Below are 18,701 nucleotides of genomic sequence, written 5' to 3'. Positions count from 1 at the left end.
CGCGACTCACAGGGTCTGCAACTGCTCGACGGCGCTGGCAATTTCACCCGGCTCCATCGCGCGCAGGATGCGCCGGGTACGGGTCGTGACCACGCCCAGGTCGGTATTCAAAATTTCCTGTTTCACCGCCAGCAGCTGCGCCGGGTGCATCGAAAACTCGCGCAGGCCCATGCCCAGCAACAGGCGCGTGAGCTTGACGTCGCCGGCCATCTCGCCGCACACCGCCACATCCAGCCCGGCCTTGTGGCCCGTGGCGATGGTCGAGGCGATCAGTTGCAGCACCGCCGGGTGCAGCGGATTATACAGGTGCGCCACTTCGTAATCGACGCGGTCGATCGCCAGCAGATACTGGATCAGGTCATTGGTACCGATCGATAAAAAATCCATGCGGCGCACGAACAGCGGCAGCGCCAGCGCGGCAGCCGGGATCTCGATCATGGCGCCGACTTCGATGCCTTCGTCGAAGCGGATCTTCTCGTCGCGCAGCTGGATCTTGGCCTGCTCGATCATGCCCAGCGTCTGGTCGATCTCGAACGCGTGCGCAAGCATCGGGATCAGGATGCGCACCTTGCCGAAGGCCGACGCGCGCAGGATCGCGCGCAGCTGCACCAGGAACATCTGCGGCTCGGCCAGGCAATAGCGGATCGCGCGCAGGCCGAGCGCCGGATTGAGCGCCGTGTGGTCGGTCTGGTCGAGCGGCTTGTCGGCGCCCACGTCGAGCGTGCGGATCGTGACCGGGCGGCCCTTCATCGCCAGCACCGCCTTGCGGTACTGCTCGAACTGTTCTTCTTCGTCCGGGATGCGCAGCGCCTGCGCGCCGCGGCCCATGAACAGGAATTCGGAGCGGAACAGGCCCACGCCATTGGCGCCGGCTTCCAGAGCCGCCGGACAATCATCGGGCAGTTCGATATTGGCCAGCAGCGTGATCGTGGTGCCGTCGCGCGTGATGGCCGGCGTTTTCTTGAGCTTGAGCAGGCGCTTGCGTGCCTTGGCCATCGTGATCTGGCGCGCGCGGTATTGTTCGAGCACCAGCTGGCTCGGGTTGCAGATGACGACGCCGGCGTCGCCATCGACGATCAGCCAGTCATCCTGCTCCACCAGGCGCGACGCCTGGTCCATGCCGACGACCGCCGGAATATCCAGGCTGCGCGCGACGATGGCCGTGTGTGAATTCTGGCCGCCGACGTCGGTGACGAAGCCGATGAACGACCGGTCGCGAAATGCCAGCATGTCGGCCGGCGAGATGTCGTGGGCCACGACGATCATCTGTGGCGGTGGCTGGTCTTCGTCGGCAAACACCGGCGCGACGCTCAGCGCGGTGCCGGTCAAGACCTTCAGCACGCGCTCGGCGACCTGCTGGATGTCGTACTTGCGCTCGCGAAGGTAGGGGTCTTCGATCTCGTCGAACTGCGCCGAGAGTTCATCGATCTGTGTCACCAGCGCCCATTCGGCGTTGTAGTGGCGCGCACGGATGATGTCCAGCGGCGCTTCCGAGATCATGGGGTCGGACAGGATCAGCGCATGCACGTCGATGAAGGCGCCAAGTTCGGTCGGCGCATCCTTCGGCAGGCCGGTCCAGAGTTCCTGCAGATTGTGGTGGACGGCGGCGATCGCATCCTGCAGGCGCTGCACCTCGGCCTCGACCTGTTCTTCAGGGACCAGGTAATGCTTGACGTCGAGTGCGGCTGGCGTGAGCAGGTGCGCGCGGCCGATCGCGATGCCGCGCGAAACCGGAATGCCGTGAAGGAGAAAGGAAGCCATGGAAGAATCCGTTGAACGCGAGGGGACCGCTTCACGCGGCATTATTCACCTTCACCGAACTTGTCGTTGACGAGCGCCGTCAGGGCGGCCAGCGCGGCTTCTTCGTCGGCGCCATCGGCTTCGAGCGTGACCTTCGCGCCCTTGCCGGCGGCGAGCATCATGACACCCATGATCGACTTGGCATTGATGCGCCGGCCGTTGCGGGTGAGCCAGACGTCGCTCTTGTACCTGGCGGCCAGTTGCGTGAACTTGGCGGAGGCCCGTGCGTGCAGGCCCAGCTTGTTGATGATCTCGAGTTCTTGTTGAATCATAGTCGCTTTATCGTTTTTGTAATGTGTCTGACTGCGCCCGGTATCTCCTCGCACGCATCGCCATTGCCAACGCCGCCTGCCCTAGCCCACCCGGATCCGGTTATCCACCCGCACTGCCCCGTTCTGCGCGCCGGCCAGCGCCATCTCGACGACCACGTCGAGCGAGTCGCGCCGGTAGGTGATCGCGCGCAGCAGCATCGGCAGGCTGATGCCGGCGATGACTTCCACGTGGCCCGCGTCGGCCAGCGAATTGCAGCAGTTCGACGGCGTGCCGCCCTTGACGTCGGTGATCACCAGGACGCCGTCGCCATCGTCAAGACGCGCGATGGCTTCCTTGGCCAGGCAATTGATCTGGCCGATATCCTGGTCAGCGGTCACGTCGATTGCCTCGACGCGCTCGGTGGGGCCGCGAAACACGTGCGTTGCCGCGGCGATGAATGCCTGGCCCAAAGGTGCGTGGGTCAGGAGCAGAATGCCTACCATGTCGTTATCCAAGTACTTTCTGTTCGACCGCGTCGATGAACATCGCGGCCACGTCAAAACCGGTCTGGTCGAAGATCTCCTGGAAGCAGGTCGGGCTGGTCACGTTCACTTCGGTCAGGTTCTCGCCGATCACGTCCAATCCTACCAGTAACAGGCCACGCTCGGCCAGCAACGGGCCGAGGGCTTCGGCGATCTCGCGATCGCGCTCGCTGATCGGCTGCGCCACACCGATGCCGCCGGCGGCCAGGTTGCCGCGCACTTCGCCGTTTTGCGGAATCCGCGCCAGCACGAACGGCACCGGCTTGCCGCCGATGACCAGCACGCGCTTGTCGCCCTTGTCGATCGCCGGGATGAACTTTTGGGCCATGATCGTGTGGCGGCCGTTGGCCGTCAGCGTCTCGATGATCGACCCCAGATTGAGCGCATCGCTCTTCACGCGGAAGATGCCGGCGCCGCCCATGCCGTCGAGCGGCTTGAAGATCACGTCGCCGTGCTTGGCGTGGAAGGCGCGCAGGCGCGCTTCGTCCGAAGTGACCATCGTCGGCGAGGTGTATTGGCTGAACTGGCCGATCGCCAGTTTCTCGTTGTGGTCGCGGATCGCCGACGGGCTGTTGATCACGCAGGCGCCCTGGCGCACGGCCAGTTCGAGCAGGTAGGTGCCGTAGACGTATTCCATGTCGAACGGCGGGTCCTTGCGCTCGATGATCGCGTCGAATTCGGACAGCTTCACGTCGACTGCGGCATCGGCGGTGTACCAGACATCCGGCTCGCCCGTCAGGTGAATCTGCATCACGCGCGCGCTGACGATGCCCTCTTCGAGCACCATGTCGCGCTGTTCGAAGAAATACAGGGCATGACCGCGCCGGGCCGCCTCGCGCATCATGGCGAAGGTCGAATCCTTGTAAATCTTGAATCCGGACAGCGGGTCGGCGAGAAAAGCGATTTTCATGGGGCGTCCAATCGATGTAATACCTTGATTTTAGCCCGAATCGGCAAACCTCGCGGGCGAGGCCCCGAGGTTTGCCGGACGCAGTGCGTCAGTACACTTCCGGATTCGGATCGGTGCGTTCGAGTTCCAGCGATGCGGCCAGCATGCCCAGGCGCGCGACCACGCCATACACGTAAAAGCGGTTGGGCGCGGCGGTGCCCGGCTTGGCCTTCGGATCGGGCATCGCATGCTGCTGCGCGAACGCCAGCGGCACGAACTGCGAACCGGGGGCATTGAGGTTCTGGTCGATGCCGCGCTCGGCGTGCACGCGGTAGAAGCCTCCGACGACATAGCGGTCGATCATGTAGACGACCGGCTCGGCGACGGCATCGTCGATCGATTCGAAGGTGGGCACGCCTTCCTGGATGATCAGATCGGTCACGGCCACGCCATCCTTGACCACCGACATCCGTGCGCGCTGGGCCGGGGTCAGGTCGCGCACTTCACTCGCGTCCTTGATGGTCATGATGCCCATGCCGTAGGTGCCGGCGTCGGGCTTGAGGATCACGAAGGGCTTGCGCTCCTTCATGCCGTATTCCTTGTACTTCTTCTTGATCTTCGAGAACAGCGCCGAGACGTCGTCGGCCAGCGCTTCGGTGCCAACGTTCTCGCGCAGGTCGACTTCGGCGCAGGTGCTGTGCAGCGGGTTGACCAGCCACGGATCGATGTCGATCAGCTTGCCGAACTTCTTGGCCACTTCGTCCAGCGCCTTGAGGTGATTGCTCTTGCGGCGCAGCGCCCAGCCGGCGTGCAGTGGCGGCAGCAAAGCTTGCTCGTGGACGTTCTCGAGGATCGACGGAATGCCGCCGGACAGGTCATTGTTGAGCAGGATGGTGCACGGATCGAAGTCGGGCAGGCCGACCCGGCGGCCATTGGCCGAGCGCACGAGCGGCTCGAGCACGAGCATATTGCCGTCAGGCAGCGCCAGCGGCGTCGGCTCGGTGATGTCGGGCGAGAACGTGCCAAGACGGACATGCAAGCCGGTCTGGCGGAAGATCTGCATCAGGCGCGCGACGTTCTGCAGGTAGATCGGGCTGCGGCGGTCGGCGTCCGGCACCAGCAGCAGGTTGCGCGCATCCGGGCAATACTTGTCAACGGCGGCCATGGCGGCCTGCACCGTCAGCGGCAGCATCTCGCTGGCCAGGTTGTTGAAGCCGCCCGGGAACAGGTTGGTGTCCACCGGCGCGAGCTTGTAGCCGGCGTTGCGCAGATCGACCGAGCAATAAAATGGCGGCGTGTGCTCCTGCCACTCGAGGCGGAACCAGCGCTCGATGGCAGGCGTGGCTTCGAGGATTTTCTTTTCCAGGTCCAGCAAAGGACCGGTCTGGGCGGTGGCGAGGTGCGGAACCATTGATTGGACGTCCTTGTTGTGCGCTTCTTGTTGTTAATTAAGGTGGGAATCGCATATGGGGTTGGTCCGGGTATTTTAAAGGGCAATGCGAAGAATGCAAAAAACGCCGTCCCCGCTTGTGCGGAGACGACGTTTTCAGGGACAACCGACGACTGAGCGGATCAGTAACGGTAGGCCGACTCGCCGTGGCTCGTGATGTCCAGACCTTCGCGTTCCTCTTCTTCCGGTACACGCAGACCGATCACGATATCCACCAGCTTGAAGGCGATGAAGGCGACGACGGCCGACCAGATGACGGTCACGCCGATCGCATGGGCCTGGATCCACAGCTGGCCGACGATCGAGTAGCTCGTGTTCATGGCATTGGTCGTGTAATCCCACACGCCCTGCCCGCCCAGTGCCGGCGACGCAAACACGCCGGTCAGCATCGCGCCCAGGATACCGCCCACGCCGTGCACGCCGAACACGTCGAGCGAATCGTCGGCGCGCAGCAGGCGCTTCAGACCCGTCACGCCCCACAGGCAGACGATACCGGCCAGCAGGCCGATGACCAGCGCGCCCATCGGACCGACGAAGCCGGCGCCCGGGGTGATCGCCACCAGGCCCGACACGGCGCCCGATGCGGCGCCCAGCATCGATGGCTTGTGCTTGAAGATCCACTCGCCCAGCACCCAGGTGAGGGTCGCACCAGCGGTGGCCAGCAGCGTGTTCAGGAACGCCAGTGCCGCCACGTCGCCTGCTTCGAGTGCCGAGCCGGCATTGAAGCCGAACCAGCCGACCCACAGCAGCGATGCGCCGACCATCGTCATCGGCAGCGAGTGTGGCGCCATCGATTCACGGCCGTAACCGATCCGCTTGCCGATCACATAGGCACCCACCAGGCCGGCCACGGCCGAATTGATGTGCACCACGGTGCCGCCCGCGAAGTCGAGCGCGCCCTGCTGCCACAGGTAGCCGGCAGCTGCGGTAACGGTTTGCAGCGAGGCGGCGTCGGTGATGGCGTCAGGACCGGCCCAGAACCAGACCATGTGCGCGACCGGCAGGTAGCCGAACGTGAACCACAGCACGACGAACACCAGCACGGCCGCGAACTTGGCGCGTTCGGCAAAGGCGCCGACGATCAGCGCGCAGGTAATCGCTGCGAAGGTGCCCTGGAAGGCGACGAAGATGAATTCGGGGATCATCGTCTCTTTGCTGAAGGTCGCGGCCATCGCAAACTTGCCGGCAACCGGATCCCAGATGCCTTGCAGGAAGGCGCGGTCGAAGCCGCCGATGAACGCGTTGCCCTGCGTGAAGGCCAGCGAGTAGCCGTACAGGCACCACAGCACGATGACGAGGGCAAACACCATCATCACCTGCATCAGCACCGACAGCATGTTCTTGGCGCGCACGAGGCCACCGTAGAACAGCGCCAGGCCGGGAATGGTCATCAGGATAACCAGCAGCGTGGCGACAAACATCCAGGCCGTATCCCCCTTGTTGATGGACGGCGCCGCCATGGCCGGCAGGGCGATGCCCAGGCCCAGCAAGGCGGTCAGTATCGTTGTAGTTATGCGCTTCATGAAAACATTCCTTCTTACAGTGCGTCGTTGCCGGTCTCGCCGGTACGGATACGGATGACCTGGTTCAGGTCGGCCACGAAGATCTTGCCGTCACCGATCTTGCCGGTACGGGCAGCGCCCTGGATCGCATCGATCACCTGGTCGACGATGGCGTCGTCGACAGCGGCTTCGATCTTGATCTTGGGCAGGAAGTCGACGACGTACTCGGCACCACGGTACAGCTCGGTGTGGCCCTTCTGGCGACCGAAACCCTTCACTTCGGTCACCGTCATGCCTTGCACGTTGATTTCCGACAGTGCCTCTCGCACCTCGTCGAGCTTGAAGGGCTTGATGATGGCGGTGATCATTTTCATGGTATTGCCTCTTTTGCAATCAAAAAGTTTTTGAGACGGACAGCACGGCGGCGGACTTGCCGAGGTTCTTGCCTTCCGGGCTCAGGTAGGCGTCGGTATTCGCCTTGTGCCACGCCAGCGCCACGGTGGCGACGCCGAAGTCCTTGGTAACGCCGACCTTGTAGTCGGTGTACGAAAACGCGCTGTTGTTCTTCAGTTTCTGGCGCCCGACGTGCAGGTTCAGGATGAAGCCGTTGCTGACGTCGATGTCGGCGCCCACGTCCAGGTAGCCGCTGCGTTTGCTGTCTGCGGTGCCGAACAGATTGGTCGTCGAGTGCGAGTACTTGATGTAGGCCGGGCCGTAGCCGAGTTTGCCGTACAGCTCGAACGTGTTCGCGCTCGGGTTCAGGCCATTGTCCGGGTAGTAGTAATACAGGCCGCCGATGTCATAGCTGATCGCGTCGCTCAACTGACCGCGCTTGCCGCCATAGACGTCCCATTCGATATTGCCGTCGCCGCCCAGGTCTTTCGTCCATTTGATGGTGGAAAGCCAGGTGCCCACGTAGAAGCCGGATGGGCCATGTACGTAGTCGACGCCGCCCTGGAGGGCCGGGTCGAGGGCTGTTTGCGACAGGCCGCGGTAACGGTAGTCGCTGGTGATGCTCGCGTTGTAGCTCACCTGGTGTTCGGCGGGTTGTTCCTGTGCCATGCCCGGAGCGCTGGTAAGCGCCAACACTGCCAGGACAACTGCGCTGAATTTTGCTTTGCACTTCATGACAAACCCCCTTGATGAACAACATGAAAAATGACTGCTTGTGGATCCTTGTGATGTTCTTTATCTATGCTTTATTTAGCAGGATGCGTGCCAGCTCATAAAGAGGAAAAAGGTCCTTGTTTTTTTGGTAAACACGCCCCACATCGGTTTTGCTACAACACAACGGACCGCATACGGCACCCAGACGGCCGTTCGGCGCACCACATCAGGTCACATTGCACCATCATGGAGCGTGCGGCCTCGGCAGAAAGGGAAATGGATATGAGTAATAGCAACTTCTTCAGCGACTTGCAGGGCAAGATCAACCAGGCGCTCGAGAGCGGTCCGGCCAAGGACATTGAACGCAATGTGAAGGCAGCCATGACGTCGGGCTTTTCCAAGCTCGATCTGGTCACGCGCGAGGAATTCGATATCCAGGCCCAGGTGCTGGCCAAGACCCGCAGCAAGCTCGAGGCGCTTGAACTGCGCGTGAGCGAGCTCGAAGCCAAACTGGGTGCGGGCAGCACCACGGCGTCGTCGGCAACCTCATCGGCAACCTCGGCGACAGCGGCCTCGGCATCGGCCGCTTTCCCAACCTCGGGCAGCTCGGCGATTCCGATGCCAGGCGCTGCGCCATCGGCCACCGCGCCATTCCCGGCTGCACCGGAAGACCCGACGATCGTCGTGCCGCCAACGCTCGACAAGCATTAAACAGTCCATGGGCCAGCCCGCCTCGCGCGGGTGGCCTCAGTACCAGCGGCACGCCCGTGTCGCCATCTTTTGACGCGCATCCCGGCTTATACTGGTTGTCTTTACGGAGACCACGATGACCCGACAGTTTGCCGCGCTGTTCACCACCTGTACCCTGCTGGCCATACCAGCCCAGATCCACGCGCAGGCAACCGCTGCCGGTGGTGACGTCCGTCCCGAGATTCTGCGCCAGCTCGATGGCGCCTGGACCATGACGGGTGATGTGCGGGGCAAACCGGTCACCTACCGCATGGTGGCCAAGCCGGCCTTGCACGGCACATTCACCGAGCTGCGCATGCAGGACGTGCAGATGCCCGCGCAGTATGAAGCAGCCGTCTTCGTCGGCTACGACGCCGCCAGCAAGACCATCATCGCGCACTGGATGGACAGCTTCGGCGCAAAGTACTCGGTCCCGCACGGCAGTGGCGACATCACCGGCAACGTCGTCACATTCACCATTCCCTACCCGAGCGGCCCGTTTCGCAATACCTGGCGTTTCGATCCGGCCAGCGCGACGTGGCAATTCGCGCTCGAGGCGGCGCAGCCGGACGGCTCGTGGAAGCACTTCGCCGGCTACGCGCTCAGGCGCGACTGAGTGCAACTGAGCGCGCCCGGGCCGGCGGGCTTCAATCGATACTGACCTCCTTGCGGTTGTCACGGGCCACGCGGTCGATCAGCTTGTTGTACGGGTCAATGCCAACGTCGAACGGCTGTTCCTTGACAGTCACCGTCACGGTCGGATTCTCGCCCCGCAGTACGCGCTTCTCCAATAACAGCACCCGCTCGTCCGATTCCTTGGCATCCTTCGCGCGTGCGAACACGCCGATTTCCACGGCTTCGTCATAGGTGCGCGGCGTTTCCTGCCCCTTGCCGTCGGCCTGCATCTTCGCCAGATGCAGTTTCATCGTCACGTCCCACTGGCCGTCCGGGCGCTTGACGGCCTTCGCCTCGGTCACGCGGTTATCGTAGAACACGATGCGCTCGAACAGGTCGGCGATCAGCGCGTGCTTGCCGACCGGGGCTTCGGCGCGGATGTAGTCGACCAGTTCGGCGGAGGTCGCAAACGGCGCCTCCTGGTAGCCCTTGTCCTGCAGGAAGCGCTTGAGGGCGCGGTTGAGCGCCGCTTCGCCGATCTCGTCGCGCAGGCGGTAGAAGACCAGGCTGCCCTTGCGGTAGTGGATGTAGTCCTGGTTTTCCACGCGCACCAGCGGCAGTTCCTCGATCTTCTCGGCGCCGCGCGAACTGAGATAGCGGTCCAGCTCATAGCGCAGGAAACGGCGCATCTTGTGCGGGCCGTATTCCTTCTCCATCACCATCAGCGCCGAGTACTGTGCCAGCGATTCGATCAGCATGCTCGCACCCTGCACATTCGCGGCCGTGACCTGGTGGCCCCACCACTGGTGCGCCATCTCGTGCGCCGTCACGTAGAAGACGTAGTCGATGTCCTCCTTGTTGCGCAGGTCGGCGATAAAGCCGATCGATTCCGAGAACGGGATCGTGTTGGCGAACGATTGCGCAAAGCGCTGGTAGTTCGGAAATTCCAGGATGCGCACCTGCTTGTGCTGGTAGGGCGTGAACTGGTTCGTGAAGTAGTCGAGCGACTTTTGCGTGCCCGCGATCATCCGGTCCACGTTGTAGGCGTGCTTTGGATCGTGATAGATCTCGATCGGAATGCCGTGCCAGTCGCCCTTCTTCACCTGCCAGTTGGCTGATAAGTAGGCGAAGAACGGCATCATCTTCTGGTCCATCTTGTAGCGATGGTAGTTGCGGCCGTTTTCCTTCCACGCCTTTTGCAGGTAGCCCGGCGCCAGCGCAATCTGGTCACCGCTGGTGGAAACGGTGGTGTCGAAACTGATCCAGTCGGCGTCGTCCCCGAACATCGTGTTGGCGCGGGCCGCCTGGTTTTCGAGCTTGGCCATGCGCTCCGGTTCGCCCAGGCCGCGCTTGCGGCGCTCGTTGCGGTCCAGTAGTTCGAACTCGCTCTGGTAGCCGACCAGCGGGAAGAACTCGCGGTTGTTGAAGAACGTGCCGTTCAGGTTGAGCGTGTCGCCCCTGCCCGCGTTGGAAAAACCGGGGCGGCGCACGTCGACCGTGAAGTCCAGCGCCAGGCGGGCGCCCGGCGCCGTTGGCTGCGCGAGCTTGAGTATCCGGAAGCCTGCCACCTGGTCGTCCAGGACGACCGTGTGCGCGGGCAGACCAGCAAACGTGGTCACGACGTCCGGATTGACCTGCAGGCGCAGCGTGTCGAGCGGCTGGCTCGTCTTGTTCTCGAAGACGTAGCGGCCCTTGACCATCACGCGTCGCTCGGCCGGGTAGATGTCCACCGCGGCGCGCACGTCGACGATCTTCACGTGCGGCAGGTCCTTGTACTTGCGGTAGGTCTTTTCGTATCTGGCCTGCTTGTCCATCGCCACGTTCTGCGCTTCGTAGCGGCCCTGCGTGACGGTATTGTGGAAGATCCAGCCACCCACCAGCGCGAACGCGATCGTGCACGCAGCCAGCGCAACGCCCGATGCACTCTTGAGGCGCCGCGTGGCTTCACGCGTGCGGGTGCGCCACTCGACCGACAGGCCGCGCACCCAGAACGCCTGGGCCACGATCAGGCCCGCCACGACAAACAGGGTCCAGTACAGCGCGAACCACGACCAGCCTGCGACGAAGTGGCCGAAGCCGTTCATGTCCGAGTACGGCGTCTCGGGTAGCAGACCGATGTTGTACAGGTTGTGATCGAAGTGCAGGACCGACAGGACAATCTGCGCCACGATCAGCACGATCATGAACAGGTAACCCAGAAACTTGTTGTTCGTGACGACCTGCAGCGCCACCGCGATCAGCGCCATCAGGATGTACGGCGTGCCGGCCATGAACACGCCCTGCAGATACACCATTGGTTCGATCGGCGCGCCGCCCTTGTACAGCTGGATGGCGATCGCGGTCAGGATGCCGGCAAACAGGAAGGCCAGCACCACGCCAACGAGGGCCAGACTTTTGGCCACCAGCGGCGCCCAGTTCGGCATTGGCATTGCGTCGCTCACGTCGGCGATGCCGGCCTGGCGCTCCTTGAAGATCAGTTCACCGGCATAGAAGATCACGATGATCAGCAGCAGGAAGTTGTAGCTGCCCTTGAGCAGCTCGATCATCAGGTAGGTGCGCGAATAGACATCGGTGCCGAACATCTGGTGCAGTTGACTCGAGCTGCCCACCATATTGAGCACGCCGAACAGCAGCATGACCAGGAACGGCACGCTCTTGAAGACGGCGACCGCATCGAAGACGAAGATGTGCCAGCACTGGGTCCAGCGCGTGGCGCGTGTGAATCGCGGCGCGATGCGTGGCAGCGCGACGTGCGCCGGCATCCCGGCTGCCGGTGCTGCCGCTTTGGCCTTGCCGAAAAGGCGCTTGCCGGTACCGGCGCGCTGCGGCTTGAACAGCGCCAGCGTCAGGCCAAGCAGGGCCAGGCCGACCACGCTCCACAATAGCCGGTTGGCCAGCATATAACCGCCGATGGCCGGCAGGCCGGCATTCGATTCGGCGGTGGAGAAGTAACGCGTAGCGCGGCCCAGGGCGCGCAGGCCGAACGGGTCGGCCAGCACGGCGATCCACTCGTTGTCGATATTGCTGGTGAACTTGCCGGCCAGGATCCACAGCACGAAGAACGCCATCACGCCGACATACACCATCATGATCGAGCGCGTGGTTGCGGCCAGCAGCATCAGCAAGGCGCCGATGAACAGCAGGTTCGGCACCACCAGCACGCACAGCGCCCACAGGTAGGCGGCGCCGGGGAACGGCCCCACGCGCTCGGCGTCGATCCACGGCATCAGGGGACCAAGCATCATGCCCGCCACGATCACCGCGAAGATCACCATGCAGGCCAGCAGGCCCGCCAGGAAGCGGCCGACGAGGTAGTCGTGCTTTTTCATCGGCGTGGCAAACAGCATGTCGGAGATGCCGACGTCGCCATCGCGCAGCACCGAGCCGGCGATGAAGATGGTGACGACAAACATCGACATCAGGCTGAAGACGCCGAGCAGTTGCGCGACGACGACCGGTGCATTGCGATTGACGTTGCCGATGCTGCCGCCGATCTGGATCGCATCGGTGGTGGTCGCGCCAAAGGCCAGCGCGCCGAAGATCAGCGCGCACACCCACAGCAGCGGCTGGCGCAGCTGGATGCCCAGCTCGAACTTGAAGAATTCCCGTAGCATGCCGGCTCCTTACGCCACGACTGGTGCGGTGGACGCCGGCGCCGCATCGGTCGTTGAAACGGCCGCGCGGTTGGCATTGCGGATCTGGAAGAAGTAGACGTCTTCCAGGTCCGGCTCGACGCTGACGAAGCCGTCGTCCGGCTGCGACTCGGCAAACACGTTGATCTGCGGGCGCCCCGCCACCAGGCGCGTGGAGAGCACGTTGAAATCGCGCTGGTAGTCAGCCAGCGCTTCTTGGCTGACGGTGCGGCGCCACACGCGGCTCCTGAGCGTATCGATCGCGGCTTGTGGCTCGCCCTGCAGCAGCACAGTGCCCTTCGCGATCATCGCCATGCGCGGGCACAGGTCGGTGACGTCTTCGACGATGTGGGTCGACAGGATCACGACCACCTGTTCGCCGATCTTGGCCAGCAGGTTCAGGAAGCGGTTGCGTTCATCGGGATCGAGACCCGCGGTCGGTTCATCGACGATCACCAGGCGCGGCGCGCCAAGCAGCGCCTGCGCGATGCCGAAGCGCTGGCGCATGCCACCCGAAAAGGTACCCAGGCCACGCGAACGCGCTTCCCACAGATTGGTCTGGTGCAGCAGCGCTTCGACCATCTCCTTGCGCTCCCCCTTGGCCGTCAGGCCCTTGAGGACGGCGAAGTGGTTCAGCAGTTTTTCGGCGCTCACCTTCGGGTAGACGCCGAAGTCCTGCGGCAGGTAGCCGAGCTGGCGGCGCAGGCCTTCCTTGTCCTTCAACACATCCAGGCCATTGAAATCGATGCTGCCGCTGTCGGGGTCCTGCAGCGTGGCGATCGTGCGCATCAGCGACGACTTGCCGGCACCGTTGGGCCCGAGCAGGCCGAACATGCCGTTCGGGATCTCGAGACTGACGTTGTTGATCGCCTTGACGCCGTTGGCATAGGTCTTGTTGAGCTGCTTGATCGATAGCATGGACTGATTCTCCGGGGACGGTTGCGGTTGTGGTGCTGTTCACGATCAATGTAACGTTAACAAAAAGCAATGTCAGCATTTTGTGACAGACGGTATGAATTGCGGCATGAACGACGAGATGACCGGTATATGCACCTGTCATGAACGGGCAAGCGCGCACGCCTGTTCGCTCTCAAACGGTGGCGCGGTGCCCGCTTTAGGATGGGGCACCCTGGCGTCATGCGGAAGGAATCCAATGAGTCTTGCCGTCCTCAAAAGCCGCGCGCTGGCCGGCATGGCCGCGCCGCCCGTCAATGTCGAAGTGCATCTGGCCAACGGTCTTCCGGGCTGGACGATCGTGGGCTTGCCAGACACCGAAGTGCGCGAAGCGAAAGACCGCGTGCGCGCGGCGTTGCAGAATTCGGGCTTCGATATCCCGCCGCGCCGCATCACGATCAATCTCGCGCCGGCTGATCTGCCCAAGGAATCCGGCCGCTTCGATCTGCCGATCGCACTGGGTATCCTGGCTGCATCGCATCAGATACGGGGCGATACACTGGCGCGCTACGAGTTTGCTGGCGAATTGTCGCTGTCGGGCGAGCTGCGGCCGATTCGTGGTGCATTGGCGATGGCGTTTGCGATGGTATGTGCGGGTTCTTCAGAATCTGCTTCACAGACCGACCTGCAGGACCGGGCTTTCATCCTGCCGCTGGCCAATGCCGACGAAGCGGCGCTGGTCGACGCAGCCGAGATCCTGCCGGCGCGCACGCTGCTCGAAGTCTGCGCGCACTTCGCCAACGCACCCGATGCGCCCAAGCTGGTGCGGCATGTGGGGCCGCCCCTTGCGCAGGCGGTGTACTACCCTGATTTCGCCGACGTCAAGGGTCAGCAGCATGCCAAGCGCGCGCTCGAGGTGGCGGCGGCCGGCGCGCATTCATGTTTGCTGGTCGGCCCGCCCGGCGCGGGCAAGAGCATGCTGGCGGCGCGCCTGCCTGGCTTGCTGCCATTGATGAGCGATGCCGAGGCCCTTGAATCGGCTGCCGTGCAATCGCTGGCAGGGGGCTTCTCGCCACAGCGCTGGCGTCAGCGGCCGTTTCGCAGCCCGCATCACACGACGTCCGGCGTAGCGCTGGTGGGCGGCGGCAGCGTGCCGCGGCCTGGTGAAGTCTCGCTCGCGCATCATGGGGTATTGTTTCTGGACGAGCTGCCCGAGTTCGACCGGCGTGTCCTCGAGGTGCTGCGCGAGCCGCTCGAATCGGGCCAGATCACGATTTCGCGCGCGGCGCACCAGGCCGATTTTCCGGCACGCTTTCAGCTCATCGCGGCTATGAACCCGTGTCCGTGCGGCTGGCTCGGTCATGCCAGCGGCAAGTGCCGCTGCCTTGAGGCTTCCGTGCGGCGTTACCAGAGCCGCATCTCGGGGCCTCTGCTCGATCGCATCGATATCCAGTTGCCGGTCGCGGCGCTGGGGCCGGAGAGCATGGGCGCAGGCGCCGACGGGGAACCGAGCAGCGTGATTGCAGTGCGTGTGGCGCAGGCGCGCGCACTGCAGATGGCGCGCCAGGGCTGGCCCAACAGCCACCTCGGCCCGCGCGACATCGACCGTTATTGCGCGCCTGACGACGCCGGTGGGCGCCTGTTGCATGCCACGGCCCGGCATCTGCACTGGTCGGCGCGCGCGTATCACCGCGTTCTTAAAGTGGCGCGCACGGTGGCCGACCTGGCCGGCAGCGAACACGTGGCAGCCACGCACGTGGCCGAGGCGATCGGGTACCGGCGCGCGTTGCAGGGCGATTAGCAGGTCTTGCGTTCTGCGGCGCTGCTGTTACCATCGACGCATGCGACCCTCTACCGTACGTGCCTTGCAGATTGTCCCGATCCTCCTGGCCGGCGCGCTGCTGGCCGGCTGCAATCCGGTCTATAACTGGCGTGACTACACGAGCGAGGACGGTCGCTTCAAGGCGCTGTTTCCAGCCAAGCCCGCGACCCTGACCCGCACGGTGGACCTGAACGGCCTGCAGGTCGAGATGACGATGACGGCGGCCAAGGTCGACAACACGACGTTCGCCGTGGGTACTGCAGTCGCACCCGATGCGGCGCGCGCGCAGGCGGCGCTGCCGGCCATGCGCCTGGCGCTGCTGCGCAATATCGGTGCGCCCGACGCTGCGGCCACCAATGACCTGAGCGTCGATGTCACGGGCGCCGGCCAGGGTACGCCAATGCACCTGAGCGGGCGCTTCGCCGCGAAGGGCAACCGCGTCTACCAGGTCATCGTGCTTGGCCCTGCAGGCAAGACGCCGCCGGAACAGGTCGAGCAGTTCCTCACATCCTTCACGAGCTTCTGAGGTCTTCCATGGATGACCAGCTCCCCGCCCTGCGCCTGGTCGGCCTGCGCAAGCAGTTCGGCCGCCCTGCCGTCGATGGCCTCGACCTCTTGGTCCGGCGCGGCGAGTTCTATGCGCTGCTCGGGCCAAACGGCGCCGGCAAGACGACGACGCTGCGCCTGGTCACGGGCCTGCTGACACCCGACGCCGGCACGATCGAGGTCCTGGGCGTGGACATGACTGCGGCGCCGGCCGCGGCCAAAGCCAAGCTGGCCTACCTGCCGGACGAGCCAATGTTGTACGGGAAGCTCAAGCCGTTCGAGTATCTCGAATTCGTCGCGGGCCTGTGGGGCGTGCCGGCGCAGGATGCCGAACCGCGCGCACGCGAACTGCTCGACTGGCTCGACCTGAGCCAGCATGCGCACGAGCTGACCGAAGGTTTTTCGCGCGGGATGAAGCAGAAGCTCGCGCTGGCCGGCGCCCTGATCCACGACCCGGAACTCTTGATTCTCGACGAACCTCTCACTGGCCTGGATGCAGCGGCAGCGCGCCAGGTGAAAGACCTGCTGCTGGCGCACGTGGCCAAGGGCGGCACCGTCATCCTGACAACGCACATACTCGAAGTGGCCGAGCGCCTGGCGCACCGCATCGGCATCATCCGCCAGGGCCGGCTGATCGCCGAAGGCACGCTGGACGCGCTGCGCGAGCGTACGCAGGGCGGCAGCCTCGAAGACATGTTCCTGCACCTGATGGCGGCGCCATGAGGCTGGCGCCGGGCAGCGTCGGCTGGCTGCTGCGGCACGAGCTGCGGCTTGCCTGGTTCAATGCGGCGGGCGGCAAAGCGGCGGACGGGCGGCGCCGGCCAGGCAATCTGGCGCTCGGTCTGGCGGCTGCTGGCTGTATCGTCATGCATGTCGCAAGCTGGTTTGTCGTGCGCCAGCTGGCCGGCATGCCGGGGGACGATCCGCGCATCCTGCTGGCGGTGTCCGCCCTGCTGATCGTGGCCACGACCTTCATGCTGTCATCGGCGATCAAGGCATGCGTCGTCGTGATGTTCGAGCGCAGCGACCTCGATTTGCTGCTGTCGTCACCCCTGCCCTCGCGCAGCATTTTCACGGTGCGGCTGTTGGGCGTGTGCGCGGGTACGGCGGCGCTGTACCTGTTTTTGCTGGCGCCGTTCGCGCATGCGGGGCTGCTGCAGGGCCAATTTCGCTGGCTCGGGATCTATCCGGGCGTGATCGCCCTTGCGGTGCTGTGCAGCTGTGGCGCCATGCTGCTCACGCTTGGCCTCGTGCGCGTGCTCGGTGCGCGCCGTACACGCGTCGTAGCGCAGATCGTGGGGGCGCTGGCTGGCGCGCTGCTGGTCATCGCGTCGCAGCTGCATGCGCTCACATCCAGGCAAACACAGGACGGCATTCGCGATACCGTGCTGGGGATGGTGCAGGCCGAGAATGCGCGGGATAACCTTCTCTGGCTGCCGGCGCGGGCGATGCTGGGTGAGCCGTTGCCGGTGCTGCTGCTCGGTGCCCTCGCATGCGGCATGTTCGTGCTGACCACCTGGCGCACGCATCGCTTCTTTGCGCGCGGACTGCAACTGGCTGCGTCGACGCCTTCGATCGCTGCGGGCAAGGCATCATCGACAACGGCGCAGCCCCGCTTCGGGCGTAGCCTGTTTCGCACGGTCGTCATCAAGGAATGGCGCCTGATCGTGCGCGATCCGCAGTTGCTGTCGCAGGTGATGCTGCAAATACTGTTTTTGCTGCCGTTGTTCTTCCTGATTTTCAAGCGCGCCGATGTGCAGGTGCAAGCCATCGGCGCGGGCCTGGCGTTGCTGTGCAGTTCGCTAACTGGTGCGTTGGCATGGATTGCGTTGTCGGCCGAGGATGCGCCGGATCTGCTGCTGGTATCGCCTGCATCGCAGCGCACTGTACGGCGCGCCAAGCTGGCAGCGGCCATGATCCCGGTGCTGGGGTTGGTGGCTGTTCCTCTGCTATGGCTGACAGTGCGGATGCCGACCGCCGGGCTGGTCGGACTCCTGGTCGTGTGCGGCGCTGTCGTGGGCGCCGGCCTGGTGGTGTTCTGGTGCGGGCGCCCTGGCGTGCGCAGCAATTTTAAAGGGCGTGGCAAAGGAGGCCTGGTGATGAACGTGCTTGAATTGTTCAACAGCCTGGCGTGGGGCGCGTTGGGATGGCTGCTGTCGGCTGCCGCGCTTGGGCCTTTGGACCACATGGGCATCCTCGTCGCAGCGGGGGCTGCGTTGTTCGCCATTGCTGTACCTGGCATTGCCTGGATGTTGCGGCGTCGGACGGTGTGAGCGCGACCGCACTGTGAAGGGGCGCGAGTCGTGCTATCGTTTAATTACTAACAAAACCAAGAGATAGCTATGTTGATTACATTTAAATGCAAAACGTATCCAGAAGTTCTGATGTATCAGGAACATGCCAAACGTATCCTTGACCTGCTGCACAAGGAGCCGGAACGCGGCGTGATCACGTCGGCGGAGGCCACCCAAGTGATTTCGCTGATCGAGGACGAGATCGAAGAGTCCCGCAAGCATCAGGTGTCGGATCAGGTGGCGCACGATGTGCATGCGCATCACCGCGATGAAGACGACCATGAGCATCAGGCGATCGAGGTCGTCAGTTTCTCGACCCGCATGTATCCGCTGCTGGAAATGCTGCGCTCGGCGCGTGATAACAAGACCGATATCCTTTGGGGTGTGTAAGCAGGCTTTGGTTTATCCTTGTCTGCATGTAAAAAGCCCGCTGATGTGAATCAGCGGGCTTTTTTACGTCACATCAGTCGAGTGGTACCAGTTGTTTGATTGCGTGAATGCCGATCGCCCAAAGCGAAAAGCCCCACTCAGATCACTGAATAGGGCTTCTCTATATAACTAGCCTGACGATAACCTACTTTCACACTGGTTGCAGCACTATCATCGGCGCAAAGTCGTTTCACGGTC

The 18,701-nt window shown here is 63.6% G+C and carries 16 protein-coding genes and 1 pseudogene; 7 read left to right on the top strand and 10 right to left on the bottom strand.

Annotation, left to right across the window (positions count from 1 at the left end; genetic code table 11):
• Positions 1 to 6: 6 nt before the first annotated feature.
• From ptsP to IFU00_12460, 8 genes are all read right to left on the bottom strand, one after another.
• Entirely contained in the window at positions 7 to 1,761 is a 1,755-nt protein-coding gene (gene ptsP / locus IFU00_12495; protein ID MBD8543095.1) for a phosphoenolpyruvate--protein phosphotransferase, read from the bottom strand.
• Positions 1,762 to 1,802: 41 nt separating this feature from the next.
• Positions 1,803 to 2,072, bottom strand: coding sequence for an HPr family phosphocarrier protein (locus IFU00_12490; GenBank protein MBD8543094.1), 270 nt, complete (start codon positions 2,070 to 2,072; stop codon positions 1,803 to 1,805).
• An 81-nt stretch (positions 2,073 to 2,153) separates the two neighbouring features.
• Complete coding sequence (locus tag IFU00_12485; GenBank protein ID MBD8543093.1) at positions 2,154 to 2,555, bottom strand: PTS fructose transporter subunit IIA; 402 nt, start codon at positions 2,553 to 2,555, stop codon at positions 2,154 to 2,156.
• A gap of 4 nt (positions 2,556 to 2,559) precedes the next feature.
• Positions 2,560 to 3,504 carry a glutathione synthase gene (gshB, locus tag IFU00_12480; protein ID MBD8543092.1) on the bottom strand — a complete coding sequence of 315 codons (945 nt, stop codon included), beginning with the start codon at positions 3,502 to 3,504 and terminating at the stop codon, positions 2,560 to 2,562.
• A gap of 88 nt (positions 3,505 to 3,592) precedes the next feature.
• The gene (gene gshA, locus IFU00_12475; GenBank protein MBD8543091.1) at positions 3,593 to 4,894 is read right to left on the bottom strand and encodes a glutamate--cysteine ligase; all 1,302 of its coding nucleotides are present in this window, start codon (positions 4,892 to 4,894) and stop codon (positions 3,593 to 3,595) included.
• Between the two features lie 161 nt (positions 4,895 to 5,055).
• Entirely contained in the window at positions 5,056 to 6,456 is a 1,401-nt protein-coding gene (gene amt / locus IFU00_12470) for an ammonium transporter (protein MBD8543090.1), read from the bottom strand.
• A gap of 14 nt (positions 6,457 to 6,470) precedes the next feature.
• Complete coding sequence (gene glnK, locus IFU00_12465; GenBank protein MBD8543089.1) at positions 6,471 to 6,809, bottom strand: P-II family nitrogen regulator; 339 nt, start codon at positions 6,807 to 6,809, stop codon at positions 6,471 to 6,473.
• A gap of 19 nt (positions 6,810 to 6,828) precedes the next feature.
• Complete coding sequence (locus IFU00_12460) at positions 6,829 to 7,563, bottom strand: hypothetical protein (GenBank protein ID MBD8543088.1); 735 nt, start codon at positions 7,561 to 7,563, stop codon at positions 6,829 to 6,831.
• A 255-nt stretch (positions 7,564 to 7,818) separates the two neighbouring features.
• Between IFU00_12460 and IFU00_12455 the strand changes: the two are divergent.
• Positions 7,819 to 8,052, top strand: a pseudogene (locus tag IFU00_12455) (accessory factor UbiK family protein).
• Between the two features lie 316 nt (positions 8,053 to 8,368).
• Positions 8,369 to 8,887 (top strand): DUF1579 family protein, encoded by a 519-nt coding sequence (locus IFU00_12450; protein ID MBD8543087.1) that lies wholly within the window; start codon positions 8,369 to 8,371, stop codon positions 8,885 to 8,887.
• A gap of 31 nt (positions 8,888 to 8,918) precedes the next feature.
• Here the strand turns inward: IFU00_12450 and IFU00_12445 are convergent, their stop codons facing one another.
• On the bottom strand, positions 8,919 to 12,500 hold the full coding sequence (locus tag IFU00_12445; GenBank protein MBD8543086.1) for a hypothetical protein: 3,582 nt from the start codon (positions 12,498 to 12,500) through the stop codon (positions 8,919 to 8,921).
• A 9-nt stretch (positions 12,501 to 12,509) separates the two neighbouring features.
• Positions 12,510 to 13,436, bottom strand: coding sequence for an ATP-binding cassette domain-containing protein (locus IFU00_12440; GenBank protein MBD8543085.1), 927 nt, complete (start codon positions 13,434 to 13,436; stop codon positions 12,510 to 12,512).
• Positions 13,437 to 13,671: 235 nt separating this feature from the next.
• Between IFU00_12440 and IFU00_12435 the strand changes: the two genes are divergently transcribed.
• The 5 genes from IFU00_12435 (at position 13,672) to IFU00_12415 (ending at position 18,464) form a co-directional block, all read left to right on the top strand.
• Positions 13,672 to 15,213: a YifB family Mg chelatase-like AAA ATPase gene (locus IFU00_12435; GenBank protein MBD8543084.1), complete on the top strand. Its 1,542-nt coding sequence runs from the start codon at positions 13,672 to 13,674 to the stop codon at positions 15,211 to 15,213.
• Positions 15,214 to 15,253: 40 nt separating this feature from the next.
• On the top strand, positions 15,254 to 15,760 hold the full coding sequence (locus tag IFU00_12430; GenBank protein ID MBD8543083.1) for a hypothetical protein: 507 nt from the start codon (positions 15,254 to 15,256) through the stop codon (positions 15,758 to 15,760).
• 8 nt (positions 15,761 to 15,768) lie between these two features.
• A complete protein-coding gene (locus tag IFU00_12425; GenBank protein ID MBD8543082.1) occupies positions 15,769 to 16,503 on the top strand; it encodes an ABC transporter ATP-binding protein in 735 nt (244 codons plus the stop codon).
• On the top strand, positions 16,500 to 18,053 hold the full coding sequence (locus tag IFU00_12420) for a hypothetical protein (GenBank protein ID MBD8543081.1): 1,554 nt from the start codon (positions 16,500 to 16,502) through the stop codon (positions 18,051 to 18,053). Before IFU00_12425 ends, IFU00_12420 begins: the two co-directional genes overlap by 4 nt.
• Positions 18,054 to 18,122: 69 nt before the next feature.
• Complete coding sequence (locus IFU00_12415; GenBank protein MBD8543080.1) at positions 18,123 to 18,464, top strand: DUF1840 domain-containing protein; 342 nt, start codon at positions 18,123 to 18,125, stop codon at positions 18,462 to 18,464.
• The last annotated feature ends 237 nt before the right edge of the window (positions 18,465 to 18,701 follow it).

It is taken from the genome of Oxalobacteraceae sp. CFBP 8761 (assembly GCA_014841595.1).
Classification (GTDB): domain Bacteria; phylum Pseudomonadota; class Gammaproteobacteria; order Burkholderiales; family Burkholderiaceae_D; genus Telluria.
Note: the sequence above shows the minus strand (reverse complement) of the source record. Positions and strands in the feature narration are given on the sequence as shown.